General features: G+C 61.5%; 17 protein-coding genes. 7 read left to right on the forward strand and 10 right to left on the reverse strand.

The window, feature by feature from the left end; translation table 11 throughout:
* Positions 1 to 77: 77 nt before the first annotated feature.
* The 6 genes from A8V01_RS06960 to A8V01_RS06985 form a co-directional block, all read right to left on the reverse strand.
* Positions 78 to 1,808 (reverse strand): type I secretion system permease/ATPase, encoded by a 1,731-nt coding sequence (locus A8V01_RS06960; protein WP_103095196.1) that lies wholly within the window; start codon positions 1,806 to 1,808, stop codon positions 78 to 80.
* A 64-nt stretch (positions 1,809 to 1,872) separates the two neighbouring features.
* Positions 1,873 to 3,369, reverse strand: coding sequence for a TolC family outer membrane protein (locus A8V01_RS06965; RefSeq protein ID WP_103095197.1), 1,497 nt, complete (start codon positions 3,367 to 3,369; stop codon positions 1,873 to 1,875).
* 106 nt (positions 3,370 to 3,475) lie between these two features.
* The gene (locus A8V01_RS06970) at positions 3,476 to 4,738 is read right to left on the reverse strand and encodes a cell wall hydrolase (protein WP_103095198.1); all 1,263 of its coding nucleotides are present in this window, start codon (positions 4,736 to 4,738) and stop codon (positions 3,476 to 3,478) included.
* Positions 4,735 to 6,021: an outer membrane beta-barrel protein gene (locus tag A8V01_RS06975; protein ID WP_103095199.1), complete on the reverse strand. Its 1,287-nt coding sequence runs from the start codon at positions 6,019 to 6,021 to the stop codon at positions 4,735 to 4,737. The genes A8V01_RS06970 and A8V01_RS06975 overlap by 4 nt, the downstream gene beginning before the upstream one ends.
* A 3-nt stretch (positions 6,022 to 6,024) precedes the next feature.
* Entirely contained in the window at positions 6,025 to 6,588 is a 564-nt protein-coding gene (locus A8V01_RS06980) for a polysaccharide biosynthesis/export family protein (protein ID WP_103095241.1), read from the reverse strand.
* A 224-nt stretch (positions 6,589 to 6,812) separates the two neighbouring features.
* A complete protein-coding gene (locus A8V01_RS06985; protein WP_103095200.1) occupies positions 6,813 to 7,253 on the reverse strand; it encodes a calcium-binding protein in 441 nt (146 codons plus the stop codon).
* Positions 7,254 to 7,723: 470 nt separating this feature from the next.
* Here A8V01_RS06985 and A8V01_RS06990 point away from each other — a divergent pair, with 470 nt between their 5' ends.
* From A8V01_RS06990 to A8V01_RS07010, 5 genes are all read left to right on the forward strand, one after another.
* Complete coding sequence (locus A8V01_RS06990; protein WP_103095201.1) at positions 7,724 to 8,737, forward strand: polysaccharide pyruvyl transferase family protein; 1,014 nt, start codon at positions 7,724 to 7,726, stop codon at positions 8,735 to 8,737.
* A 420-nt stretch (positions 8,738 to 9,157) separates the two neighbouring features.
* A complete protein-coding gene (locus tag A8V01_RS06995) occupies positions 9,158 to 10,273 on the forward strand; it encodes an acyltransferase family protein (RefSeq protein WP_146037211.1) in 1,116 nt (371 codons plus the stop codon).
* A gap of 102 nt (positions 10,274 to 10,375) precedes the next feature.
* Positions 10,376 to 13,078, forward strand: coding sequence for a family 16 glycosylhydrolase (locus A8V01_RS07000; RefSeq protein WP_146037212.1), 2,703 nt, complete (start codon positions 10,376 to 10,378; stop codon positions 13,076 to 13,078).
* A 126-nt stretch (positions 13,079 to 13,204) separates the two neighbouring features.
* Complete coding sequence (locus A8V01_RS07005) at positions 13,205 to 14,269, forward strand: acyltransferase family protein (RefSeq protein WP_103095204.1); 1,065 nt, start codon at positions 13,205 to 13,207, stop codon at positions 14,267 to 14,269.
* Complete coding sequence (locus A8V01_RS07010) at positions 14,266 to 15,543, forward strand: O-antigen ligase family protein (protein WP_103095205.1); 1,278 nt, start codon at positions 14,266 to 14,268, stop codon at positions 15,541 to 15,543. The genes A8V01_RS07005 and A8V01_RS07010 overlap by 4 nt, the downstream gene beginning before the upstream one ends.
* On the opposite strand, the gene A8V01_RS07015 is transcribed toward A8V01_RS07010, so the two are convergent.
* A complete protein-coding gene (locus tag A8V01_RS07015; RefSeq protein ID WP_103095242.1) occupies positions 15,535 to 16,878 on the reverse strand; it encodes an MFS transporter in 1,344 nt (447 codons plus the stop codon). The two genes, A8V01_RS07010 and A8V01_RS07015, sit on opposite strands and share 9 nt — an antisense overlap.
* 305 nt (positions 16,879 to 17,183) lie before the next feature.
* Here A8V01_RS07015 and A8V01_RS07020 point away from each other — a divergent pair, with 305 nt between their 5' ends.
* Both A8V01_RS07020 and A8V01_RS07025 read left to right on the forward strand, forming a co-directional pair.
* The gene (locus A8V01_RS07020) at positions 17,184 to 21,035 is read left to right on the forward strand and encodes a LamG domain-containing protein (RefSeq protein ID WP_245892366.1); all 3,852 of its coding nucleotides are present in this window, start codon (positions 17,184 to 17,186) and stop codon (positions 21,033 to 21,035) included.
* Positions 21,032 to 21,709: a LamG domain-containing protein gene (locus A8V01_RS07025; RefSeq protein WP_103095206.1), complete on the forward strand. Its 678-nt coding sequence runs from the start codon at positions 21,032 to 21,034 to the stop codon at positions 21,707 to 21,709. Before A8V01_RS07020 ends, A8V01_RS07025 begins: the two co-directional genes overlap by 4 nt.
* A gap of 63 nt (positions 21,710 to 21,772) precedes the next feature.
* Here A8V01_RS07025 and A8V01_RS07030 read toward each other — a convergent pair whose 3' ends face one another.
* The 3 genes from A8V01_RS07030 to A8V01_RS07040 all read right to left on the reverse strand — a co-directional run bounded on the left by A8V01_RS07030 (position 21,773) and on the right by A8V01_RS07040 (position 26,873).
* Positions 21,773 to 23,908, reverse strand: coding sequence for a TonB-dependent receptor (locus tag A8V01_RS07030; protein ID WP_103095207.1), 2,136 nt, complete (start codon positions 23,906 to 23,908; stop codon positions 21,773 to 21,775).
* 185 nt (positions 23,909 to 24,093) lie between these two features.
* The gene (locus A8V01_RS07035) at positions 24,094 to 25,392 is read right to left on the reverse strand and encodes an APC family permease (RefSeq protein ID WP_103095208.1); all 1,299 of its coding nucleotides are present in this window, start codon (positions 25,390 to 25,392) and stop codon (positions 24,094 to 24,096) included.
* Complete coding sequence (locus tag A8V01_RS07040) at positions 25,389 to 26,873, reverse strand: S10 family serine carboxypeptidase-like protein (RefSeq protein ID WP_103095209.1); 1,485 nt, start codon at positions 26,871 to 26,873, stop codon at positions 25,389 to 25,391. The genes A8V01_RS07035 and A8V01_RS07040 overlap by 4 nt, the downstream gene beginning before the upstream one ends.

Here is a 26,873-nt window from a genome sequence, read left to right on the forward strand (position 1 = left end):
CGCCGGTTCGTAATCCGCCGTGCCTGATGCAACGGGCAGGGCATTCGGTTCGATGACTATTTCGCTGGCCACGGCTTCTACTCTGCTTGAGGTTGGGGCGCGCGCGTGGGCGCAGGACTGAAGTTGATACGCTTCATTATTTCGGCCCGTTCGCCCATCTGCAGGACCTGGCCGTCGGCCATGATCATGATGTGATCGACTTGCGCGAACACCGTTGGCCTGTGGCCGACGATGACCACTATTGCGCCTCGCTGCTTGGCAGCGGCAATGGCAAGGAGCAGTGCGTCTTCCCCGGCCGCGTCAAGATTGGAGTTCGGTTCGTCCAGCACGATCAGAAATGGATCGCCGTATAGCGCGCGGGCAAGGGCGATCCTTTGCTTTTGTCCACCGGACAGTCCCCCGCCAGACGGTCCCCCGATCGGATATTCATAACCTCCAGGCAGGGCGACGATCATGTCGTGGACGTCGGCGGCACGAGCTGCCGCAATGATGGCATCGGGGGTTGCCTGAGGATCAAACCGGGCGATGTTCTGAGCGACAGTGCCCTCGAAAAGTTCGATCGCCTGCGGTACGTAGCCGATATCGCGCCCGATCTGTGCCGGGTCCCATTGGTCGAGCGATGCGCCGTCAAGGCGCACTGCCCCCCTCAGCAGAGGCCACGCGCCCGTGAGTGCACGCATCAGTGAAGACTTGCCGGATCCGCTGTGGCCGATCACCGCGAGAGCTTCGCCGGCAGTCAGACGGAACGATACATTTGCTGCCGTTATTTTCTGTCGGCCGGGAGGGCCGCAAACCACGCCCTGAACTTCCAGACTGACGTGCGGGCGCGGCAACGGCATCGGAAGCTCCACAGGAGGAACCCGATCAAGCAGGGCTGTAAGCCGCCTCCAGGCCTGACTTGCTTCCGTCATCGCCTTCCACTGGCCGATCGTCTGCTCGACCGGCATCAGAGCGCGGGCGCTGAGGATGGAGCCGGCGATGATCACGCCCCCTGTGGCATCGTTGTTGATCACCAGAAACGCACCGACCGCCAAGACGAAGGATTGCAGGAACAGGCGAAATGCCTTGCTCATCACTTGCGTGCGGCCGGAAATGTCAGCAAGTTCATCGTGTGCGGCAATCAGTTTGAAGCTGATCGCGTCCCAGCTGGCGCGCCGTCTGGCCCCCATTCCAAGAACCCGCAAAACCTCGCTGTTGCGGCGAACATCCTCGGCCATACTGAAGCGTGCGGCAGTGACCGCTGCCGCGTGCGATGCGGGTTCTCGCGTGCGGCGGTCACCCAGTATCATGAGGGCAATCATGATCATCACGCCCGCAACGGTGGCCAGCCCCAGGGCCCAGTGAAACACTGTAAGGATGGCCAGAAACATCAAGACATACGGCAGATCGAGCAGCGCCAGCGGCCCCGGCCCGGTGATGTAGCTGCGCACTACATCAAGATCCCTTACCGGCGCCGAACCGGACGGCATCGGGCCGACTTCATGTTCGTACCGGCTGATGATGTCGTAAAGTCTGTCGCACAGCCGCTGGTCGGTCTGCGCGCCGGAGTGCAAAAGCACGCGGGATCGGATGACGTCGATCGCTCCCTGGAATATGTAGGCGACCGTGACCATCAGCAAGAGGCCGGCCAGGGTCGCTCCGCTGCGACTGGCCAAGACGTCATCGTAGACCAGAAGCATGAAGAACGATCCTGACAACAGCAGGACGTTGAATATCGCGCTGAAGGTCACGATTGGCCATATCGCTGGCAGTATCGAGCGTAGAAGGTCGCGAACTTCACCGAACAGATCGTCGTGTTTCAATTGCATCGATGATGTCCTGTGGGATGGTTTGCGGCCTGTTTTGGCAACGTATTTTGTTGTTTGGCGGGATTCATTGCTGGTTCGGCTCCGCAGCCATGTTGTGCCCCGGCTCGCTGTCGTTTTCGACAGATACAGGCGTTGGCTTGAAGCGGCCGTCGTAAGCCACGGCGTCGATTGGCCGGATAAGCGGACCGATGGGCAGCCCCGCCCAACCGGTGGCCTCGTATGCCGATGGATCAAACGCCGGAGTGCCGGGCGCAAACGCGTCGGCGCGCAGCAGGCCCATCGCACCCAGAAGCAGGGCATGCTGGACGAATAGCTGTGCTTCGGATTGCGCCTGGGTCTGGCGGGAAAGAAGCAGGTCGCGTGCCGTGTCAAGCACGTCTAGCGAGGTGACCTGACCGGCGAGTTGCTGCTGCGTTGCGCCGTCGAGGGCGCTTTGTGCGGCTGCTACGGCACGGTTATATGCAGGCAGGGCGCGTCGGGCCGCGGCCAACTGGTCCCAGTAGCTGGCAATATTTTCCCTGACGTCGCGTGCAGTCTGTTCCAGTTGTTGATTGGCTGCATCCGCAAGCTGCCGAGCCTCGTTGATGCGGGCAGATAGCAGGCCGCCGGAATAGAGGGGTACGGTCATGCCGACCTGTACCTGGGCAGTCAGTTCACGTGGATCGTCGCTGGTGATGGTCAAAGGAGAGCGTGCAACGCTTGCTTGCAAGCCGACATAAGGGCGGGCGTTCCCCCGTGCTTGAGCGATCCGGCCTTGCGCGGCCGCAAGGTCGAAGCGAGCCGACTGCAACAACGGGCTATTTACACTGCCTGCCGCCTGGGCATCATCTATACTTGCAGGGAGCGGTGGCAGTTGGGGAAGCGGGGCCAGCGCATCGGGATAGCGTCCTACAATATTGCGAAAACTGTTGCGGCTGGCGAGCAGGCTGCCTTGCGCGATTTCAAGCTGAGCCTGACCGCTGAAAATGCGGCTGCGTGTCTGCTGCAAATCAGTTTCGGTGGCGTAACGCGCTGAATAACGAGCATTTATCTGGTCAAGTTGCTCGGTAAGCTGATCAAGATTAGCGTGTGCAATGACAACAAGCTTCTCGTCGCGAAGGACGGCCGCATAAGCAATAATGACGTTCGCAAGCATGTCCTGCTCAGAGGCGCGCATGTCGGCTACCGACGCACCATAGCCTGCATCCGCGATCCTCCGCACCGCAGTCAGGCGGCCAAAGGTGAACAGCGGCTGGTCGAGCGAAGCGGACAATTGCGGCGTGAAGCCAGACTGCCTGAGTACCGTTTTGCCGTTTTGCACAACGTTTCGCCATGCATGTAAGTAACCAGCATCTGCGGTAAGTGTTGGGCCGTATTGTGCTTTTGCCTGTTGTACTCTCTCTTTCGCCGCCCGGGTGTTGGCACGTGCGGCTTCGACTCCCGGATTATGCCGATAAGCATCGGCGATTGCATCACCCAACGTTTCTGCGGCCGCCGGCGATGTGACGGGCACTGTGATCAGCGCAATTATCAAATTCCAGCGCTGCCGATAACGAAAACGTGGCATGGCGGATCCGTTCATGTCGCGTGCCCCGTCGTGCCGTTTGCTGGTGAAGAAGGCGCTACCTTTGCCATCCGGTCGAACGCATAGGTTCGGCTCTGCGGTCGGGTCTCTTAAGGTGTGGGGATCACGAGGCACGGGAAAGGTCGCCTTGAAAAGTGATCCAGCGGCGATTGCGATCAGACAGGCATTGCGTGTCCACCGGGCGATTGAAGCGGGCGCAGTCCCAAAGTACGATCTCAACGCCAGTGCGTTTGTCACTCACATATAGAAACGCGACCGTGCCAATGAGCGGTCTTGCCGGTGCGCCATTTGTCTGTGATCGGCGATCCCAGCCTACGACTTTGCAATAGGTCTGCCCGATGCATTCGTTCAGACCTTGCATGGCCAGCCCGGTTCCGTCGCCGCCACCATCGACAAGGATGAAGTGTTCACCAGGGTTCTTAGTTAATGTGGCTGCAGCGGTCGTCAGTTCGACTGTCGGCAATGTGCCTGCAGCGACCGTGACGGTGCCATCGGCAGTATTGTGAGCAAGCGACAAGGCAGCGAGTTTAAGCTGATATGGTTCGTCGCCGACATAGTGCGCGCCGAATGCTGCCTTTCGCCCCCAGCTACCGCGCCACCGGAAGAACAGGTGATCGCCAACTTTGGCAATTTTGTCTAAAGTGGCGCTCCAGTAGGGGTGTACCTGCTCGGTATGATAATGCGTGGCCAGCCCGACAGTCGGATCGATTTCTCCTGCCAGGAAATCCGCGGCAGTCTTTTGCGCGCGGCGCCAGGCTGCTGGCGATGGCATTCTGCCGAGAGCGCCGTCGCAAGTGAAAGTGAACTGACATCCTGTGGCGCGCTCTGAGCCCTGGTAAACGACCTTACATATCGAATGTGGGAAAGCAGGGTGGTGCAAACGATTCAAGACAACTTGGGCAACGGCGGCCTGCCCGTGCCGATCATCCCCTGCTTCGTAAATGAGTGCGCTGGCAAGGCAATCCAGAGCACGAAGATATCCGTTACTCTCCTTGTCGACTCGCAGCGGGATTGGGCGGTCATTCCCCAGCGCTACGAACGGCGTCACACTATTTGCCATCAGCGCATCACGAACGACCACCTGCACTGGCTCGTTTAGATTGCGTGCTGCCGCATCAGTCACAGTTGGCGGTGGAACGAAGTGGTGTTCCACGGTGCCCTTCGCGTTGAGCAGGAAACAAGCGGCCAGTCCCGCAGCAGCGAAAGCAGGGAGCATGGCAAGCCTGATGGAAACAGCGCGCCTGAGTGCCGTGATTTTGAGATCCGCCTCACGAAGCGGCGCTGCATTTGGCCGATTCGGGGCAGTTGCAGAGAGGCGGCGGACGATGAATGACCCGCCAGCCGGGTGCGCAGTCGAGATGCTCATCGCGACACCGTGACCGAAATCATGCCGTAGAATTGAGAATAGGGCTCGAAAGGAGCCACTCCATTCACGAACCTACGTGCGAATCCGAGGGTTGCATCGGCAGACAGCCAACGATTGAAGCGGAGCCGTGGTCCCCCGGTCGCCTCGATGCGCCGGGCAGAGTAAGGCTGCTTTGCATAGTCTTCCAGAGTGAATTTCACGGCGCCAAGCCAAGATAGGCTGCGGCGCATTTCATACTCCGTCTCGATACGCGCCGTAGTGAGTGTGACGGCGCCGACGAAATCGTAAGGGCTGGTGGTATTACTCTGTTCGACAAGCGCACGGATCGCCAGCAAACGAGATGGGAAATATCGCAGATGGCCGGACACCGCGATGCCCTTGATCGCGCCTAAAGTGGGTTCCCTAAAGTCGTACTGGCGATAGCCGATACCCAGCTGCGCGTAGAATATGCGGTTTAGTTCGTACTTTACGCCGGCAGTGGCACTCCAGCTGTTTGCATCCCGATCTTCAATGAGTGGCGAGCTATTGTAATTGAATTGATCATATTCGAGATTTGTAAAGAATGATGTGCGGCCGCTCATTTCATAAGATGCCAGTGCGTGCAGGCCGTGGCGTTTTACGTTTCGGAAATCCTGAGATAGTCTGGCCTGGCCCGCAATCCTGACATCTTCGTAAGACTGGCGTGCCGCTAGGATTTGTGCGTCCAATGACAAGCGATTTAGCCGTATGTGGCCAGTTACGGAGCCATGAAGGACCCGGCGGATGAGTGGTTCGCCTGCGGGCAAATCGTACTCCGCCGTCCCGCGCAGCACTGCTTCTCGGCGATAGCCTAAATTGGTGCTGACGAAGTTCGCGTCCCCAGTTCCGAGGGTGTATGTACCTTCGAAACGATATTCTGTTGAATCCTGATCATTGAAGCGGGCGTAATTGGTCGCACGGGCGCTGGCTTCAGCGGCGATATTGCTCTGCCGGCCTTTACGCTTGATCCGAAGCCGAGGCTCCGCCACGAACGATATGTCAGAGCGTTCAAGGCTGGACCGCGTGAAGATGTTGTTGTCGCTTTTTGCGCCGAAGGTCACAGAAGGCAGTACGTCAAATCCGTGGAGATCATAACCGATGGGGGCGTATTCCGGGATGACACGTCGCCCAGCGACGTCGTCAGGCTCCTGAATGGCCGGACCGATCGTTTGTGCCGCCGCAAATTGACACCACGCTGCCGACAGATAGAGCGCGGCGATGCGTGTGGTCGCGCGGAGCATGTGGCAGACCAGTTGCGCGCTCATCGATTAGAACCGTCGTTCGAGCACGCGGATGGTGTCCCCCGGTTGGACTGGGGTGATACCGTCCAGCCGGTAAAGGACTTCGCTAACCCCATCCTTATGGCGAATATAAACGCGCTTTTCGTCGGCACGGTAAGTGAAGCCTTCAGCTTTCGCGACCGCGCTGAAGACTGTCAGCCCTTCGGCGAACTGGTATTCGCCGGGCTTGTTCACTTCGCCAAGGATATAGTAGGGGCGCAGGTTCAGCACGTCGATCGCGACGCTGGGGTTGTCCAGATACCCTTTGCTCAGGCCAGCCGCGATACGATCGGCCAGCGCGGGGGCGGTCAGTCCTTTCGCCGGCACCGCTCCGATAAGCGGGAATGCGATCGCGCCTGACCCATCGACGAGGTATTCTCCGGTCAGCTTGTCTTCGCCATAAACGGTTATGCGCAATTTATCCCCGGCCCCAAGGGTATAGTGCGTCTCTGGGCCTGAGAGCGTCAGTTCGGGCAATGCACTGTTCCCGGCACAGGCGGTCATGGCCAGGTTGAGCAGTAGAACTGAGAAAATTCCCGTGATTTTCGGCATGATGTCTTCCGAATTCGTCGTGTCCAGGTCGTGCATGCAGCTTGGCTTTCAATTGGCCTTTTCTGCAAAGCAAGACCCGTTCGATGCCGATCTAATTCCTGATTAATTGCCCCGATTGGGATCATTTTGTTCGCGCGCTTACAGGAGCAGAAGCCAACGATCCGTCAAAGAACGAGAGGGAGAATGCTCCCTCTCGTCCGTAATTCTAAAGCGCCTCTGCGGCATCAATTGTAGAAATTATAGTCTCCGAGCACGAGTTGGTTTCCATTCATCGAGCCGATGGCGATGACGTAGTCCAGGCCGGTATTCGTGCTGTGGATCGAGTAGAATTGAGCGTGGATGTCACCACCCGGACTGCTGCTGTTGTAGCCATAGCTGAGGAAGGTAATCGTCGAGCCGGCGCCAAACCCGTCAAGATAGAGGAAGTCGTTGTTACCGGCTTCGTAAACTCCTGCCCCATAGAAGTCGTAGATGAAGTCCTGGGCTTTCCCGGTCATCGACGTCGCGCTGGAAAGCGCTGGGTCCATGTCGGACAGGCGGATGACGAAGGCGTCACTGCCCCCTCCACCATAAAGGACGTCCACGCCCTTGCCGCCTGCAATGGCATCTTTGCCATCGGTGCCCGAGATATAATTGACGTTTTCATCCCCTAAAAAAAACGGCATGAATTCCTCCTGAGTATAAATACGGATAATCGCCGAACATATCAGTCAACCTGTGATTTAATTCCGCCAGATTCGCGCATCGACTCTTGCGAAATTTGTATCAACGAATATTTACGGCATTTCCATTATAAGTCTAAACCAATTTGTTAAACAACAATTCCTGCTAAAGAAATTGGATGGATTCGGGTTTTAAATTATCCATATCGGATATTGTTGAGATTTTCCTGAGAGGTGTGTTGTGGAATTTTAATACGGGAAATGCGCCCGCTATTAGGCGCATCACTCTGTGAGCCGCGTTGGCGGGCCGGCGGGGTGCTTCGGATCGGTTCATATCGGATGCAAAGAGTCCTTCGGTTGGCGCCTGCCGTCGCCGTTTCAGGGGTATCGCAGTTGATTCGGCGGGGAGTTGGGCGGGCGGCTCAATCGCAGATCGTCGCGGCGGGCATGCGGCTTGGCGCAGGGCGCACGCGATGAAGTTGCTTCATTACCGACCATCGGTTCCGAACTTCGGTGACGATCTCAACGCTGAACTATGGCCGACGCTTGCGCCGGATCTGTTCCTTGATACGGGCAGCGACGCCGCTTCTTACGAAGCGGCATTCGTCGGCATTGGCACCATAGTGGGTATCGACCCCGGGCAGGCTCGCGTTCTGCACGTATTCTCCAGCGGAGCTGGCTACACCGATGTAAATCGATGGCGTTCCTGCCATGTCGATTATCATTGCGTCCGTGGCCCCGTAACAGCCCGCCTATTGGATCTGAATGCGGACAGAGTGTTGACTGATGGCGCAATCCTCGCGCCATTGCTGCGCCGTTTCAGGCCTCGTGAAACGGACCTTCAGGGCGGGGTCGCAGTGGTTCCCCACTTCGAGACCATGGATTTTCCTGGATGGCGTGAGGCCGTGCAGATGGCCGGGTTCACGCTTGTGGACCCTCGGGGCACGCCGGAATCGGTAATTCGCTGCCTAGCCGGCGCACGGCTAGTGCTGACGGAGTCATTGCACGGCGCAATTATTGCGGATGCGTTCGGTGTTCCCTGGCGGGGCTTTGCGGTTTCGCGAAATTTCTCGACTGCAAAGTGGGCTGACTGGGCGGCATCGCTCGATTTGAAGGTTGATATCGCTCTGGTGCCGCCACCAGACCCTGTGCAGTTGTTCCGCTTCGGGAGACGTGCGGAGCCGTTCGGTTCATTAATCCAGCTTCGCGAGGATACCGCATCGCAGGAATTTCGGCACAGGATTGTATCAGATCCGCGCGCACCATTCCTGAAGGCTCAGGCCAAGCGCGTGGCGGAGGCATTGCCCATGGTCCGACGTGTGCTGGGGTATAACGCGGAACGTACTGCGCAGGCATTGACTGACGTGGCGGCGCTTGAACCCTATTGCAGTTCGGCCGTTCGCCGCGAAAGCCTGCGCGACGCGATGCTGTCTCGGTTGGAGGCATTGGCCGTAAGGGCAGGAATTTCGGCAGCCGTTGCCGTGTGAGTGGTCTCCGGGAGGGCTGCAGAGGCCTTATTTAACCTGATCAAAGGATTTCTGCGGTAGCAGAGGGAGGATGTCTCAAGCACCTCCCCCACGTTCGGCTGTTCGGCCGGCCAGACCATCGGCAGTGGTAGGCGCGCGGCCGATACTGTGGCGCGGTTGGCTTGTGGGTGCGACCATCAGCCTCGCACTTTGGGGCGGGGTGGCGGTTCTTTTCCTGAACTTCTGATGCGGCGCGGCGCCAGCCGCGCCAAAGTTTTCGGGATTCTCGGGGCAGGCCTTGGGCGATTGCCTGTATTTTGGATGCACTTCAGATTGAGAGACGTCCCGCAAAGTTCCTAGTCTGATTCCGTTGGGCCCGTGTCAGTTCTGTGCTGCGGGCGGCGCGATCGCATCTCGGATCGCGCAGGGGCGGAGTGCATCGTGAGCAGAAACTTATCGGTATTTCTCGATCTGCTGCGCTTGTTCGCGGCGATGCTGGTTCTTATCGGGCACGCGGGCGAAGTCTATCAGCTGCAGCTTCCCGCGATGATCGGGCACAGTGCGAAAGAAGGTGTAGCAATATTCTTCGTTCTGTCTGGATTTGTGATCGCTTTCGTTGCGCAAAATAAGGAGAAAGACTGGCGTGCATTCGCCAGGGCGCGTGCATTGCGGATGTATTCAGTCGTACCATTGGCTGTTGCCGTGCTTGTCTTATGCTATGCCTTGGGTGTTGCATTCGACCCTCAGGCTTACGCTGCAGGAAGCGTAAGCCTGCGCGCGGGGGCTATTGGAGAGCCGCCGGGCGGGTGGCTTTTGCTGCGCTATCTCACGTTCACTAACGAGATCTGGTTTGATCGTGCGATGATCAGCACGGGCGCGCCGTTCTGGTCCCTCGGGTACGAGGTTGCGTACTATGTTGGCTTCGCCGTCATGTTTTATGGCAGGGGCGTCAGGCGTTGGGTGCTTGCCGGCCTATGGCTGGCCGTGTGCGGGCCGCGTATCATCCTTGCTTTCCCGCTCTGGCTGCTGGGTGTTGCTGCCTGGAGCGTGGTTCGCCGGGGCATGCGGATGAAGCGTGCGCATGCGCTGGCCGCGCTATCGCTGGTCGCGCTGACTGCGATAATTTTGCGCAAGTGGTGCGCGGCTGTGGCGATGCCGCTATTCGAATGGGCAGAGGCGGGCCGACTGGCTGCGAGCATGGGCTACTATTTATCGTTGGGCCTGTTGTTGGCGGCAGCGATAGTGATTTTAGCATCTGCTGCAGTCGACCGTTCGATCTGGCCGCGGCGGCTGGAGGGAGTCGTTCGCTTCTGTGCCGGCGCCAGCTTTACGCTCTACATCGCTCATCTGCCGGTAATGGTGCTGATCTCGGTGATGTGGCCGGGCAGTAATGGATCGCTGTTGGGAGGTTTGACGGCGACAGCGTTGACGTTTGTAATCACATTGAGCTTGGCTGAACTGGGTGAGCGCCGCAAGGCTGGCTACGCCAAGTTTTTCTCAAAAATATCAATGTGGGTGCCAGTAAAGAATAAAGAGTCGATCCCTGCAATCGATTAAACTCCGTTTACCACAGTCCTTATGCCGCCATTGTGAATGGCTGTCTTATTCAAATCCTCGACACGGCAAAGCAATTGAGCTTGCGTGACGGGGATTTAGATAATGTCTTTTTCTTATAAGAACGCATTCGGGGTTTTACTTAACAGCTCTTCGGCGGCTGTAAACTCGTTCTTCGGCACTGGCGGCGCGGACTCTCTCAAGGGAACTGCAAAAGCCGATATCATGCGCGGCTACGGCGGCGGTGACAGCTATTATGGTGGGGCAGGCGATGACACGTATGTCGTCTCGTCGATCAAGGACAAGGTGTTTGAGGCCAAGGGCGAGGGCGTCGATACCGTCCGTTCGTCAGTTTATCACATTCTGGGCGCGAACGTTGAAAACCTGATCCTCGAAGGCAATCAGGCCTGGTACGGCGGCGGCAATGACCTTGATAACGTCATTGTCGGCAATGAATATGCCCAGCAGATCAACGGCGGCGCCGGAAACGACGTACTGATCGGTGGCGGCGGCGCGGACAGGTTTATCGTGACGGCCGGTAACGGCAGCGACGTGATCATGGATTTCGCATCGGGAATCGACAAGATTCAGCTTGGCGGATACGGCGTCACCGCTTTCAAGCAGATCCAGTCGATCGCGCAGCAGGTCGGCAATGATACCGTCCTTCATTTCGGGAACGGCGAGGATCTGATCCTTCGCAACGTGCAGGCGACCCGCCTCGCCGCGACTGACTTCACTTACGAGCTTGATCGCTCCGCCTTTGTCCAGTCGTTCGGCGACGAGTTCAATTCGCTCAGCCTCTATTCCAAGGGCGGAACCTGGCGCACGGAATTCGGGAACGGCGGTCCGGGCACGATTGCCAGCCGCACCTTGCGCACCGAAGCGCAGCTCTATTTCGATGAGGATTGGGGCGGCACCGGCAAGAAGGCGCTGGGCGTGAACCCGTTTTCGATCGACGACGGCGTGCTGACCATCACGGCAGAGCGCGCGAGCAGCGATATCCTGCAGTACATGGACGGCCACACCTGGACCTCCGGACTTCTGACGTCGAAGTTCACGTTCGCGCAGCAGTACGGTTACTTCGAGATCCGAGCGCAGATGCCTTCTGGCAATGGCTTCTGGCCGGCCTTCTGGCTGCTGCCAACCGACAACAGCTGGCCCCCCGAACTCGACATTTTCGAGCAGCATGGCAAGGATCCGAACGTCCTTTACATGACCACGCACGGCACCAGCACGCCGGGGAAGACCATGGAGGCACAAGACCGCGCGGTACTGGATACGACGCAGTTCCACACCTATGGTGTCGATTGGAACGGCGAGCGGATCATCTACTACATCGACGGCATGGAAGTGGCGCGGCAGGCGACACCTGCGGCGATGAAGAAGGAAATGTACATGCTCGTCAACCTTGCTGTTGGCGGCACCGAAAGCTGGAGCGGGCCAAGCGATGCAAGCACGCCTACCGGCGAGATGAAGATCGACTACATCCGCGCCTATCGCACGTCGGACACGGTGTCGACGACGAGCAATGGCAAGCACGTGGTTTACACGCCGACGGCATCGAGCAATGCGCCCCAGCCCGTGAGCACGACGCCCGAACCCGCAACGCCGGTGACGACCACTCCCCCAGTGACGACCCCGACTCCTGCTCCTACCACCACTGCACCGGTGCAGTCTTCGAACGGCACGATTACGGGCAAGGTCTATAACGGCACCAGCGGCAACGACGTGTTCCGCGTCAGTTCGCGACTGGACAAGGTGGTCGAGGCGCTGAATGGCGGCACGGACACCGTATTCGCAAGTGACAGCTACGTGCTGGGGGACAATGTCGAGAACCTGACGCTGAGCGGCGACAAGGCGCTCGATGGCACGGGAAATGCGCTCGACAATCGCCTTGTGGGCAACAGCGCCGTGAACTTGCTGAAGGGCATGGCCGGTAATGACTATCTTGATGGTGCCGGCGGTGCCGATACTCTGATGGGTGGCATCGGTGACGATATCTATCGTGTCGACGACAAGGCGGTGAAAATCGTAGAGTATGCCAACGAAGGCTCGGACCTGGTGGTCAGTTCGGTCAGCTACACCCTTTCTGCCAACGTGGAGAACCTGCGTCTCGATGGAACCGCCAGCATCAACGGCATCGGCAACGCTGAAGCCAACCGTCTGATCGGCAATGGTGGCAATAACGTGCTGAACGGCCTTGGCGGTAATGACTACATCGATGGCGGTGCAGGCAACGACACGCTGATCGGCGGCAAGGGGGATGACGTCTATGTCGTCGACTCGACTGGCGACCGCGTGCTTGAAAATGCAGACGAAGGCAACGATACTGTCATGTCTGCGGTCAGCTTCACGCTGCCGGCCAATGTCGAGACGCTGCGCCTGACTGGTGCGGCGGCGATCAACGGGGCCGGTAATGCACTGTCCAACAAGCTTTACGGCAATGCCGCCGCAAACAAGCTTTTCGGCTGGGCTGGCGATGACCTTCTTGATGGCGGCGCAGGCAATGACGTGCTGAACGGCGGTGCCGGCACCGATACGCTGACCGGCGGGGCAGGGGCAGATACTTTCGTGTTCTCGACCGGTTATGGGAAGGACAACGTGACCGACTTCCAGCATGGCGTTGACAAGCTGGTACTGGTGAACGTGAAGTCCAGCGCAGTGTCGATCAGCCATACGGCCACGGCGACGGTGGTTTCGATCGGGGCGGACAAGATTACCCTGACCGGCGACACACAATTTGGCCTGTCGGATATCACGTATATGACGACCGGCGAATACAACAGCACGCTTGGCCTGATGGCCTGATCGATCCGGGGGTAATTATCTCCGAAACGAAATCATCTTTCCGCTCGCGGCGTCGACCGCCCTGTCGGAGGGATGTATCGAGGCCGGGATACGATGTTCGTATCTCGGCTTCGAGGCGTTTGACGCATGCTTCTCAACATCCAGGCATTAAGGGCGCTGGCAGCCTTGCTAGTCGTGATCGTTCATCTCGAAGCGTTGGGTGTCGTACTTGGGTTGGGCAAAGGTGTGTTCAACCTTTTTGCGGTAGGTGTCGATCTGTTCTTCGTCATCAGCGGCTTCATCATGGTTCATACGACGTCGCGCAGGGCAGTCACTCCGGCCGGCTTCCTGACCAGCCGGTTGGTGCGCATCGCGCCGCTTTACTGGACCTTGACGGTTGCGGTGTTCGCTCTGGCGCTGGCCTGGCCTGCGTTGCTGGGAACTACGCGCGCGGACTGGGGGGCGCTGGTGCGTTCCCTTGCCTTCATCCCCGGGGAGCGGGCGGACGGAACCGTGCGGCCGATCCTGTTTGTTGGCTGGTCACTCAACCTAGAAATGGCCTTCTACGTTGTATTTGCCTTTACGCTGATCGTTCGCGACGTGGTGGGCCGGGTAATCCTGGGCGCGGCAGTGCTGGCCTCGGCGGTATGTCTGGGCATCGTGCTGCGTCCATATCTTGGTTTTGAACTGCGCTTCCTGACGCAGCCGATACTGCTGGAGTTTGCAGCCGGAATGATCGTCGGCCTGCTATATCCTCTTCTCCCGGCTTCACGCGCGGCAGCCTGGGGTGCGGCAGTCACCGGGGGCATTGCCCTTATCGTGCTGGTAATCGCAGCCCGGTGGCCGCTGCCGGGTGGCTGGCCGGTGTCGTTGTTACCGGCTTCCATCGCTGTGCTGGCCGCGCTTGTCGCTGAAAGGGGAGGACTGGCCGTCGCATGGCAACCTGTTCAGGCGATCGGGGCGGCAAGCTACGCGCTCTATCTGACACATCCCTTCGTCACACAGGCGGCAACGATAGCGGCAGAACGGTTCGGGATGCTGAATGCCGCTACTGCGCCGTTGTGGATGGTCGGCGCGCTGGGCAGTTCCGTTGCTGTAGGAGGGCTGGCGCACCGACAGCTTGAGCGTCCGCTTGGCCGTCTGCTGCAGGCCGCGCTATCGTCGGCAAGTATCCTTTCTCGCCGCTCACCTGGGATGGAGGCGATACGATGAATACGATCGTGGTGCCAACTCCGGTGATGTCTTCGCGCCGAAGCCGGTTGAGCGAACTTGCGGCGGACCGGATCGTGCAGGATGGGGTATTCGCCGGGTTCATCGTTCTTTCGCGCATTCCGGCGAACCTGGGGACGGGCGGCGCTGCAATCGGGCTGGCGTTGATGGTGCTGTATGCCGCAATAAGGCTGGATCAGTGCCGAGCGGTCATGCTCCGCTGCCGCTTGCAACTGGCGTATCCAGTTTTGGCGCTGGCATCGATCTTGTGGGCGGTTCATCCGCTGGTGACCGGCCGGGCGGCGGTCCAGATGGCGATCACGGCCTTCGCAGGTCTGCTGCTGTCGCAGGCGGCACGGCCACGCGCGGTCTTGTTAGGACTTTTCTGCGCGTTTGCCGGATATACGGTGGCATCGTTCCTCATCGGGCATACCCGGCCGGACGGTGTGACGGGGGCTCCCGCGCTCTTCGGACTTGGGGGCGAGGCGAAGAACTACTTTGCCGACAGCGCCGCCACCGGCGCTTTGTTGTCCTTGGCCATGGCGGCGGTGTGCCTTGAACGGCGGGCGTTTGCAGCGACGATTGGATGTGCCATGACTATCCTGTTTTGCATCCTGGCGACGCACCAGGCGCGCTCAGCGGGGGCGCTTGCATCGCTGGTGTTGGCGGCGGGTTTGATGCTGATACTGCTGATCATGCGCAGTCGATCCCCGACGGCGAAGGCGCTTGTCAGCCTTGCCTTGCTTGCCGGGCTGATTTTAGGCGCCGTCTTTTTCGAGCAACTGCTTGTTATCGTGCAGCAGGTGGCGGCGAAAGATGCCGGGCTGACCGGGCGCGGGTATCTTTGGTATCGGGCGGAGTTCATCGTTGCCGAACGACCCTGGCTAGGCACCGGATACTTCGGTTTCTGGACGCCGGAGAATCCCGATGCGATCGGCTTCTGGCGATACTTCGACATCCGTCAGGAAGGCACGGCTTTCTCGTTCCACAACAGTTACATCCAAACCATGGTGGAGACCGGCTATCTGGGGCTTGTGGTCCTTGTCGGGACGTGGATCGCGGGGGTACTCGCACTGTTGCGGCGCTTTGTGATCACGCCGTCGCTGCCGACGTGTTTCTGGCTTTCCTATCTGGTACTTCAATTGAGCAAATCGCCGGTCGAACCCATTCGCCCCGCTGCATTGGTGGCGCCAACCGTCATGCTTTTTGCGGCGCTCGGTTTTGGATGGTTTCCCTTTGGGCGTTCCGCAAGAGCGGGATCGAGCAAGTCAGGATGACGGCGCGCCAAGTCGGCGCTCATCCTCCCGGTCGATGGCGATAAGGGACGCGCCTTTGCTCTCGGTCATGAGCAGCGCGGCAATCAGGCTGATGGCACCCGCACCCGAGATGTACAATGCGATCGGCATCCAGTCATCATAGGCGCGCAGCAGGCTTGTCCCGATCAACGGAGCCCAAGAACCGGCGAAAATCGCGGTCACCTGATAGCCCAGAGAGACGCCTGAATAGCGCATTCTGGTCGGGAACATCTCTGCCATGATGGCGGGCTGTGGGGCGTACATCAGGGCGTGGACGAACATGCCGATGAAGATGCCTCCCAGCACAATGGCGGTACTTGTGCTGGCAAACATCGGGAATGCCACGAAAGGCCACGCCATCGTCAGCGCCGCGCCCAACAAATAGACTGGCTTGCGGCCGATCCGGTCGGCCATCGCACCGAACAGCGGGATGAGCAGCACGTGCAGGATGTGCGCGCAGAAAAGCAGCGCCAGGATCTTGGTGGTGTCAACGCCGATATGCGCCAGATACGTGATCGAGAACGTTACGACCATGTAATACAGGATGTTTTCGCCCACGCGCAGGCCCATCGCCGTGAATACACCGCGCGGATAGCGGCGGAACACTTCCGTCAGGCCGTAGCCGTCGTCCGCGCGTTCTTTCGCTTCGGCCTTGGCCGCTTCGAAGATGGGGGAATCGGATACCTGGGTTCGGATATAGTACCCGATGCCGACAATGACGGCCGAGAGCCAGAAGCCGAAGCGCCAGCCCCACGACATGAACTGGGCGTCAGACAGCGTGGCCGAAAGCAGCAGCAGGACGATGGTAGCCAGAAGGTTGCCCAGCGGCACGCCCGCCTGCGGGAAGCTGCCCCAGAATGCGCGACTGCGATTGGGGCTGTGCTCTGCCACCAGCAGTACCGCGCCGCCCCACTCACCGCCAAGAGCGAACCCTTGAACGAAGCGCAGCAGCACCAGAAGCACCGGCGCCATGTAGCCGATCGCGCTGAAAGTCGGCAGGCATCCCATCAGGAAAGTGGAGCCGCCGATCAGCATCAGGCTGAATTGCAGCAGCGACTTGCGGCCTATCCGGTCGCCGATATGCCCGAAGATGATTCCTCCGAGCGGCCGCGCGATGAAACCTACCGCATAAGTGGCAAAGGCCGCGATCACGCCGTCCAGGTCGTTGCCCGTGGCTGGAAAGAACACCTTGCCGAAGACCAGGGTTGCTGCGGTACCGTACAGGAAGAATTCGTACCATTCGACCACGGTGCCGGCCATCGAGGCGCCTACCACTTTGCGCAAATAGGGCAGATCGGCGGTCTCTTCGTGCTGCATCGCGTTTTGCATCCTGTTTCCCGTGGCGGCCTCCGTAATTTGGATCAGGTCCTTCGGTTGGCGCGCTGCCTATGTTGCAGCGCATCGGCACCGACTCAAGGGTATAGAACTGCTAGGTCACCTGGACGCGAATGCGGGCGCGGCTGCGCACGGGCGTGTAGCCGCTGACTTTGCAGGGTTCTGATAACTTGCTGCGCCCAATGCCATATTCACCTTGAAACTGAATTGATACCGGTGTCATAAAGGCACATCCAAGGCGAACGGGAAGGGCTTGCGGTCCGATCCCGCAAGGGAGAGACATCTGCGTGTTGCATACCTTTCGGCGTTTCGTGGCTTACCGGGCCTGTTCTTCCATTGCTCTGGCGGTAGCCGGTCTGTGTGCGGCCGCGCCTGGGGCGCAGGCGCAGGATGCCGGGGGGCTGCTGTTCCGGGCGCCGCTCGATGAAGGGTTTGACGCGACGGTTTCGGGCGGCGCTGCCGCGCCCAATTTCAGGAGCGATGTTTCGATTGTGCCCGATGGGGCGCTCAAGGGGGCGGGGCGCTGGACCGATGGCGGTTATGTGGCTTGGGAAGCGCCGGGCAACATCTATGCCCAGCGCGGCACGCTTTCGTTCTTCTGGCGCAGCCATACGCCCGTTGGCGAAGCGCCTTTCGTAATCTTCCGCGCCAGTGCCGGGGATCACAGCAGCTGGGACATGGCGTTTCTGCGCATCGACTGGAACGGACACGGCTTTGACGCCTTCGTGACCGACGCCAACCTTTCGCGCGTGCGGGTCAGCTGGACGATCCCAACGCCCCCCGCGCCTGATGCCTGGCACCACGTTGCCTTCGGCTGGGACGAGACACAGGGCGTGCGCCTGTTCTGGGACGGCAAACAGGTAGCGGCGAAGCAGCAGAAGGCCGACCTTGACATGGAGCTTGATCAGTTCGGCTTGGCTGGACGCGTGATCGCGCCGCATCAGGTGCAAAGCCGCTACAATTTCATGCGTGGCTCCGACCTCGACGACATCCGCGTCTACGACCACATGCTGGAGGAGGGCAGCGTTGCCCGCCTGGCCGCACGGCAGGAGCCTGCCGCACCCGCCGCTCCGTCTGCGCCCGAAATCCGCGCCGCATGGCTCCATCGCTTCGGCTGGGACAATAGCGCTCCTCCGGTCCTGGCTGATGGCACCACAGTAGTGCGCAAGGTGGAATTCGCCGACGCCAAGGATCTCAAGGAATGGATGTGGAAGGGTACTGACGGCATCGCGGAGACGACCTGGCCCGGCGTCTACAACCGTTCGCGTCTGCCGGGGCGAGACGATTATTTCGAGCTGCCCGACTGGAACGTCTATGTAGAGGGCGGCAAGACCTACCAGCTGACGCTGCCGCAGGATGCTGCCTTCAATCGCGTGGAAATCCGTGGCGCGGCTTATGGTGCGCTGGAATGGTCGCCCGATGGCAGGTCTTCGTGGCGCAAGCTGGCGACGCGGCCCCAGGGCGTGGTGCGATCGGTCACCGATACCGCCACGACGACCGGCGGCGTACTGCGTTTCACCAACGTGATGCAGGAACAGCCGATCCAGGAAATCTGGGCCTATGACATGCACGCGGGAGAGGTGCCGGCGGGCACGTTCCAGCTGAGCTACACCGTGAACGCCAAGGCGGCATCGGATCTTGGCGCGCTGGATGGGCTCAACCGCTTCATCGCCGGGCGTTACCCCGCGCGGGAGCGTGCAACGGTGGTCGCCTTGCCGACAAGCGGGGTGAAGGCGGCGGTCGGCGCGGGCAGCGCGGGTGCATCGGGCACGGCAGCCCGCAGCTCTGACGACCTTCCACTGGTCCACGTGTTGATCCCGTCCAATTTCGGCGCGGCTTCGGCGGATCGCCCGCTGGCGCGTGCATGGAACTATGGCTGGGAAAACGTGCATGACGGCCTTGATGGCGTGGCCATCGATCTGCCCGCCATCAAGGCGACGCCTGACGCAAAGGGGCTGATCCCGCTGGATATCCGGGTCAAGGATCCGATCTGGCCCGAGCGCGACATGATCGACCTGCAGGTGTCCGTGCGTCCCGGCCAGCCGCGCACGCTCTGGCTGGATTTGCGTGATCGTATCCTTACGGCTGACAGCCTCTATCTGACCGTTGCTTCGGCTGCACCCGATTTCGGCGCCACTTCGCTGGATGGGATGAAGGTGCGCATGGTCTTCAAGGACCGCGCCGAAGCGAAGGCCGAACATATCGCCGACCGCTTCAATCAGGTGAAGGACAACTGGGCGTTTCTGGTCGAGGAACACACCGCTTCCAAGCGGGCGGGCCTTTATCGCAGGCTCTACGGCGATATCACCGACCTTCTGCGCGTGGACCCGGACAATCTGGAGGCACGGCGCTACTGGGCGGATATCGGCTATTCGCAGGACCAGCTGCCGCCCTTCGTTCAGCCGGAGGCGCCCGCCGGCATGCCGCTCTGGGCGTTCCGACAGCTGGAAGATCTCCGGCTGACGCGCCAGTTCGTCAACTGGTGGATCGATCATCGGCAGGTGCCTTACGGCGACTTCGGCGGCGGGATTTCGGATGATACCGACCTGACGCAGCAGTGGCCCGGCCTTGCGCTGATGGGGGTCGATCCGGACAAGATCAACGCATCGCTGAGGGCGCTGTCGGACGCGGTCTACAAGAACGGGATGATCGTCAACGGGCTGAGCTACATCAGCACGGACGAACTGCATGTCTACGAAGAGGGCATCAATTCCGATGCCGAAAGGCTCTACCTCAACTGGGGCGAACCCAAGGCGGTGGAGCGGATGATGGCGACGGTGCGCGGCCTGAAGGACGTGATCCGCGTCAATCCGGCCGGGCACATGCACATCTCCTCCAGCTGGTATGGTGGCCGCAAGATCTACCGTGACGAGCCGTGGGCATGGCAGAAACCCTATGGTTTCGTGATCATGCACACGCCCGTCCTGCTGGGCGTGTTCAATGCAGATCCGACTGCGCGCGGAATGGTGACGGGGTTGATCGACGGGCTTCTGGCGCATGGCAAGCAGGGTGCGGATGGCCTCTGGACGTTCCCCAATGACATCAGCTTCGACCATGACAGCGAGCGTGCGGGCGACGGCGGCGGTGCTTCGCTGCCGATGCAGTCGGCCTGGGCGGCGTGGCGCTTCACCGGAGATGACAAGTACCTGCGGCCGGTGCTGGGCCGTCTGGGCAAGAACAACTTCGCACCGCTGAACGAGATCAACGAGAACGCCATCACCGTGCTCGACAAGCGCAGCGCCTGGCGCGATGCGGTGCTGAAGGCAGCGGCGGGCGGCAACGACTTCGCCCGGTTCGAGGCGTGGAACACGACCGGGGACCGTTCCTGGCTGGAGGCGCTGAACGCGGCCGGAATCGCCGACAAGGCGCAGCACATGTACATGTACACTGAAGGCCACTGGTGGAGCGACCGGGTGGACGCGCCCAACGAATATCTCCAGCGCGAGCGCCTTGGCGGCATCGCGCTCAAGCGAAACCAGACGTATCCGGGCAATGCAGTAAGCTGGCGCTTTGCCGATCCCGAGGCAGCATTGAAGGTGGCCGTGCTGGTGCGCGATGCGACGCCGGAAGGCTTTACCGTTTCCGCCTACAACACCACGAACGTCGAGCAGCGGGCCGATATGGGCACGTGGAATGTCGTCGCGGGTACATGGGAAATGACGCGCGGGCTGGCTGCGGATGGCGGTGATACGGCACTCAACGGCACACAGAGCACCCTTGTGGAGCTTGAGCGCGGCGCATCGCTGCCAGTGACGTTCGCGCCGGGCACAACCACCGTCATGACCTTCCGCCTGCGTGACAAGGCGGCGGTACAGCCGGAGCATCGCCCCGATCTGGGCATCGGCACCGACGACGTGACGCGCAAGGGCACCCGCATCGGCGTGACCGTTCACAGCCTGGGCTCGGTCGATGCGCCGGCGGGGACGGTGACGCTGGAGACGGCGGACGGCAAGGTGCTTGCTTCTGCCCCGGTCGCTGCGCTGGCTGCTCCGCGCGACCTGTCGCCCAGTACGGCACAAGTGTCGCTGACCGTTCCCTCGGGCGCGCCTGCGGTGCTGCATGTCAAGGTGTCCGCTGGCGTGCCGGAAGTCACGCAGCGCAACAATGTGGTCGTGCTGGGCGGGGAGGCGGGCCGATGAGGCCGCGCGCCGCCCTGCTGCTTGTGCTTGCCGCTTTGTTCGGCGCGGGAGCAGCCGATCCTGCGCTGGCGAAGGCGCACCGCATCACCTGGACATTCGACAACCTCGATCGCATCGGCAGGCTGAAGCCGCAGGTGCTCGGCGATCCGAAGATAGAGGATGCGCCGGTCGGCAAGGCCGTGGTCTTCGACGGGGTGGACGATGCGCTCTACCTTGGCCGTCACCCACTGGCGGGGGCGGCGAAGTTCACGGCGGAAGCTGTGTTCCGGCCGGATGGCGGCGCGTTCGAACAGCGCTGGCTTCACCTGGCCTCGAACGATCCCGAGAACCAGACGCGGATGCTGTTCGAAATCCGCGTCGTGGGCGATTCCTGGTATCTCGACAGCTTCGTGAAGGGCAAGGGCTATTCGCAGGTCCTCATCGACCCGAAGAAACTGCATCCCATCGGCCGCTGGTATCACGTGGCCCAGACTTTCGACGGAACAACCTATCGCAGCTATGTCGACGGCGTGCTGGAATGTGAGGCGAAAGTGGAAGGCTTCGTACCGCAAGGGCCGGGCGAAACGTCCATTGGCGTGCGGCACAACCGGGTGAACTACTTCCACGGCGCGGTGCGCATGGCTCGTTTCACCGACCGCGCGCTGGCGCCTGCGGATTTCGCGCGTCGGCGCTAAGGGCAGGGCATTCCCGAAATGCAGCCTGCCGGAGCGGTGAGGGCCGCCCCGGCAAGCCGTTTGTCAAAAGCTGACCCGAGCGCTGACGCGGATATCGCGGCCGGAAAGCATCGAGTAGTCCTTGAGGTACGACGACGCGCGGCGGGCCACCACGTCGAAGATGTTGTTGGCCGACAGCGCGAAGCTGAGCGGACGCTCATTACCCCAGGGGCGGATGTTCACTTCGGCGTTGACCATGGTGTAGCCCGGCGTCGAGGTTTCGAATTCCGAGGTACGGTCCTGCTTGGCCACGCGCTCCACTTCGCCGCGGACATCGAACTTGGGGGCCTGGTAGCTTAGGCCGCCAAGCACGCGCAGCGCCGGGATGCGCGGCGCGGGGCCCACGCTCTTGATTTGCGCGTGGACATAGTCGCCCAGCGCGTCCGCCACCACCTTGCCGTCGCCGAAGCGGGCAAGGGTGAGCGAGCCCTGCGCCTCGAACCCGTAATAGCGCGCGTCGGCCTGGCGGAACTGGTAGACGGGCAGGCCGTCCTCTTCCTCTCCGGTCAGGTCGTCGTAGATGAAGTTCGAGAACCAGGTGTGATAGGCGGATGCTTCGAAGGTGTAGTTCGTGCCGCTGCCGCGCAGGATCGCTTCGATGCTGTTGGCCTTCTCCAGCTTGAAGTCCGGGTTGCCGACTTCATACGCCTGCGTGCCGGCGTGCGGACCGTTGGCGAAGATTTCCTCGGCCGCGGGCGCGCGTTCGGTGTGCGAGAAGTTCAGGCCGATACGCCAGTTGTCGTTGAGGCCATAGGAACCGCCGATCGAACCGGAGAACGCATCGTAATTGCGGCTGCCGTCGAAGAACTGGTCCTGATCGGCCAGCGGGTTGGCCGAAAGGTAGGTGTGTTCGTACCGGCCGCCCAGCTCGAACTTCAGCGCGCCGTAGTCCAGCTGCTGCAGGGTAAACAGGCCGACCTGCGTGGTGGTGTTCTTGGGCAGGAAAGCTTCTTCGCCGATCACGTTGAAGTCGCGGTTGTAGAACTGGGCACCGGTGACGCCCTTCCATGCGCCATGCTTTGCCTGAGAGAATTCGAGGCGGCCTTCCATGCCCTTGTTGTAGAACGCGGTGCCGACCGAGCCGTCCTCCTCCAGTTCGGCGTGGGTATAGTCCGCATAGCCGAGGCGCAGCGAAACCTTGTCGAGCACGTTGCCGTCGCCGTTCAGTTCGGCGCGCATGTCGATGCGGTCCTGCTTCATGCTGAGGCGCGGAGCCTCCTGTTCTTCGCCGGGCAGCGTCGCGAAGCGGATCGGCACGCCGTAGAGGCTGTCGTAATGGCTGTACGATACGCCGATGTTGCCGCCCGTGCCGACGTAGGCGATGCCCGCCCCGGCGGTCCAGGTCTTGGCCTGCGAATTGGGCAGCTTGCCCTTGACCGCAGCGTTGGCGGCGTAGTCGATCGCTTCCTCGCCGTCTTCGGGCTCTTCTGCGGGCAGCAGGCTGGTTTCCAGCGCCTGCGCGCGCAGGGCCGGGGTCAGCGCGTGGCCGCCGATGCGCACGTTATCGCTCTTGAGGTAGCTGCCGTCGACATGGGCGACGAAGCCGCCGTCAGGGCCGTTAGTCAGCGGCACGTCGACCGAAGCGGAACCCGAGCGCTCGTTCGCGGCCGAACCGTAAGTGCCCATGGCATCGACATGGATCGGCTCATCCGGCACAGAGTTGGGAATGCGCTTGTCGATGACGTTGACGACGCCGCCGATGGCGGAGGAACCGTAAAGCAGCGACTGCGGGCCGCGCAGCACTTCGATGCGTTCGGCCAGCAGCGGGTTGACGACGACCGCGTGATCGACCGAGGTGTTCGACACGTCGATTGAGCCGAGGCCGTTGGTCAGCACGCGCACGCGCTCACCCTGAAGGCCGCGCAGCACCGGGCGCGATGCGCTGGGGCCGAACGAGGTGGCGGAAACGCCGGGTTCATGTTCCAGCGTCTCGCCGATCGAAGGACGCATGGCCTGCGCCAGATCCTTGCCCTGCACTACCGCAACGCTCGACAGCATGTCCTGACGCTTGGTCGGCAGCAGGCCGGTGACGATGATCTCGGAACCGGCGGACTGGTGATAGGTGTCCTGTGCGGCAGTGTCGGGGGCGGATTGGGCATGTGCCGCGACGGGAAGGGCAAGCACCGCCACGGCGCAGCCGGTGAGAAGCTGGGATTTCATAGACCTGATACCTTGGGAGGAGATGGTTTAACGTATCATATCTCGATCCGGGCACACGCAGGGGATGGCCTGCCCGGATCGACAGGCCACCCTCTAACCGATGATCGGTGATGTTACAACATAATGTCTGGATGGTTGCTGAAAAATGTCTCGATGCGTGACGGTGGAGACACTTTACCGCAAGGTCAGCGCCGGGCGCGGGTGTGCAGCCAGCGGAATACCGCGCCGGCCAGCACCCAGCCGGCCAGCAGTGCGTAAGGACGCCAGTCGGCTTCCAGCCCGACCAGCGCCAGCGCCAGGGCGCAGGCGGCGCCGGCGTAGGCAAAGGCGCGCATCCGGGGGCGGGAGAACTTGAAGGCGGCGGCTTCGTAAAGTTCGTCGTGCCGCTCCACCACCCGTGCGGCGGACAGGCAGATGCTGGCATATTTCAGCAGGTTGGGAATGTTGACGGCAAGGAACAGGAAGGTCAGTTCCATCGGCAGCAGCAACCCCGCACAGCCGATCGCGAAGACCGCCAGCAGCGCGACGTAAGGCGTCTGCCAGCGCGGATGGACGCGGCCCAGCGCTGCGGGCAGCATCCCCGCCGTGCCCATGGCATATAGGCTGCGGCTGAACATCGCGAACATGGCGTTGAGCGACTTGCCGATCGAAAGCACGGCCGCCAGCACGATCACCGGCGTTGCTACCGGGCCCATGAAGGTCTTCGCGGCGTCAAGGATCGGCGCCTCGCTCGATCCCAGCGCCGGTGCGCCCAGCACGCCCAGCGCCACGAAGCCCACGGCAAGGTAGAGCAGCGTTGCCGAGCCGATCGAAAGCGCGATGCCCAGCGGGATGGCGCGGCGGCTGTCGGCCACTTCGGCGCCAGCCTCGGTCGCGGCCTCGATGCCGAAGAACAGGCCCATCAGCAGCGGCATCGCGGCGACCATGCCGTGCATTCCGTTCGGAAACAGCGGCTGGAGGCGGGACAGGTCCACCGCCGTTGCTCCGCCCCAGGCGATGAACACCGCGAACAGGATCAGCATTGCGCCCAGCAGCCACTTCTGCACGGTGGCAGCGATGTGGACGCCGAACATGTTGGCCAGCAGAGCCAGCACCAGCACCGCGAACATCGTCGGCTTGACGGGCAGCGGCAGGATCATCGATCCGTAACGGACAAGCACCAGCGCGAGGACCACCATGGCGCCCATGTTGGCGATGATCCGCGCCCAGGCGATGAAGAAGCCCAGCGAGGGATGCAGAAACCGCGCGGGCCATGCGAACGATGCCCCCGACACCGGCAGGGCGGAGCCGAGGAAGGCATAGCTTACCGCGATCAGGTACATCGGCAGCGCCGCGATCAGCACCGAAAACAGCATCGCGGGCCCCGCAATGGCGGTGGCAGGGGCAATCGCGGAGAAGATCGAGACGCCCACAGCCGTACCAAGGCCCAGCGCGACGACGCCCCACAGGTCGATGCCCTTGGCCAGCTTGATATCTTCGCTCATGGCTTGCTGCCCCGGATCATGCTGCCCGCCACTACGAAGGCGCGCACGTCTGCGACCAGCTTGCTCCAGCTCGCGTCGTCTGAATAGGCGACGTGGCCGGCGGGATAGCGTCGGTTCACGAAGCGGTCGGCCGTCAGGTTCGATTGCGCGAAGAGATAGTCCGCCGCGCCGACGGTGGTGGTAAGGTCGAAAAGCCCGGTGCCCACGAACAGGCGCAAGTCCGGCTCGGCGGCCATGGCGGCCTCAAGCCGGGCCATGAACGGCCAGTCGTTGAATGGGCTGTCACCGGCCCCGTAAGACCATTCGCCGGGAAAGCGGCTGATGACCTTGTAGCGCTGTGCATTGGCGACGCCGATGGCGAAAAGCTGGCCGATCACCGCCTTGCCGTAAAGGTCGGACACCGGGGAAAAGGCATCTGGGCCTACCATCTCGCCTGCGTTTGCAGGCAACGGCGCGGTGTAGCGCGCATCGTAGCGGCCCAGCACTTTGCCTTCGCCGCGCAGCAGTTCGACGCGGAAGCGCTCCTTGGAAATGCGCAGGTCATGGGCCAGGTAGAACGCGGCCGGGATGCCGGTAAGGTCGGCCAGCTTCGTGGCTATCGTGCCGCGCGCCGCCTCGTCCAGCGTCCGCCCCTTGTAGAGCGCATCGAGATAGGCGGGCGCGAAGGCGGTGGCCTTGTCCGCGCTGGAGTCGGGATCGCAGGGTGCCGGACGCTTGTGGTGGTAGCAGGCCAGCGCGGCCAGCGTGGGCAGCGAAACCGGGTAAGTCACCACGTTGTCGGGCCGCTGCGATGTTTCGATCATGTTGAGCGCCTGCCCAAGCAACAGCACGCCGCGCAGGTTGAGCTTTGCATCCTGCGCCCGCAGAGCGTCCACCATCGCGGCCGCGCGGATGGTGCCGTAGCTTTCGCCAAGGATGAACAGCGGCGATCCGGTGCGGCGGTTTTCGGCAAGCCAGGCGCGCGCGGCCTGCGACACGGCATCCGCATCGCCCTTCACCGACTGATAGAAGGCGCTGTCCGCATCCTTCGCGATCTCTGAAAAGCCGGTGCCCGGCGGGTCGAGGAAGACCAGGTCGGCAATGTCCAGCAAGGATGCAGGGTTGGCGGAAACTTCGGCAGCAGCAGGCAGCGGCGCTGCGGGGTCTTGCGGGACATGCGCCCGCATGGGGCCAAACGCGCCCATCTGCAGGTAGGCCGAAGCCGCGCCGGGTCCGCCGTTGAAGACGAACAGCACCGGCCGATCGGCGCCCGCATTCTTGCGGACGTAAGCGACGTAGCCCGCGCTGGCATCGCTGCGGCCCGGCGCGCTGGATACCGGATAGGTGCCTGCCTCTGCGGTGTAGGCAAGGCGCTTGCCGCCGACCTTGATGGCCTGCTGCGCGCGGCCTTCGATCCGGGTGGCAACGGTAGGCACGTCCTGCGCGGCGATGGACGTGCTGGCGAACAGGCTCGCCAGCGTGAGGGTCAGCCATGTGCGCAT

This window comes from Novosphingobium guangzhouense, from assembly GCF_002896965.1.
In the GTDB taxonomy this organism is placed as follows: Bacteria; Pseudomonadota; Alphaproteobacteria; order Sphingomonadales; family Sphingomonadaceae; genus Novosphingobium; species Novosphingobium guangzhouense.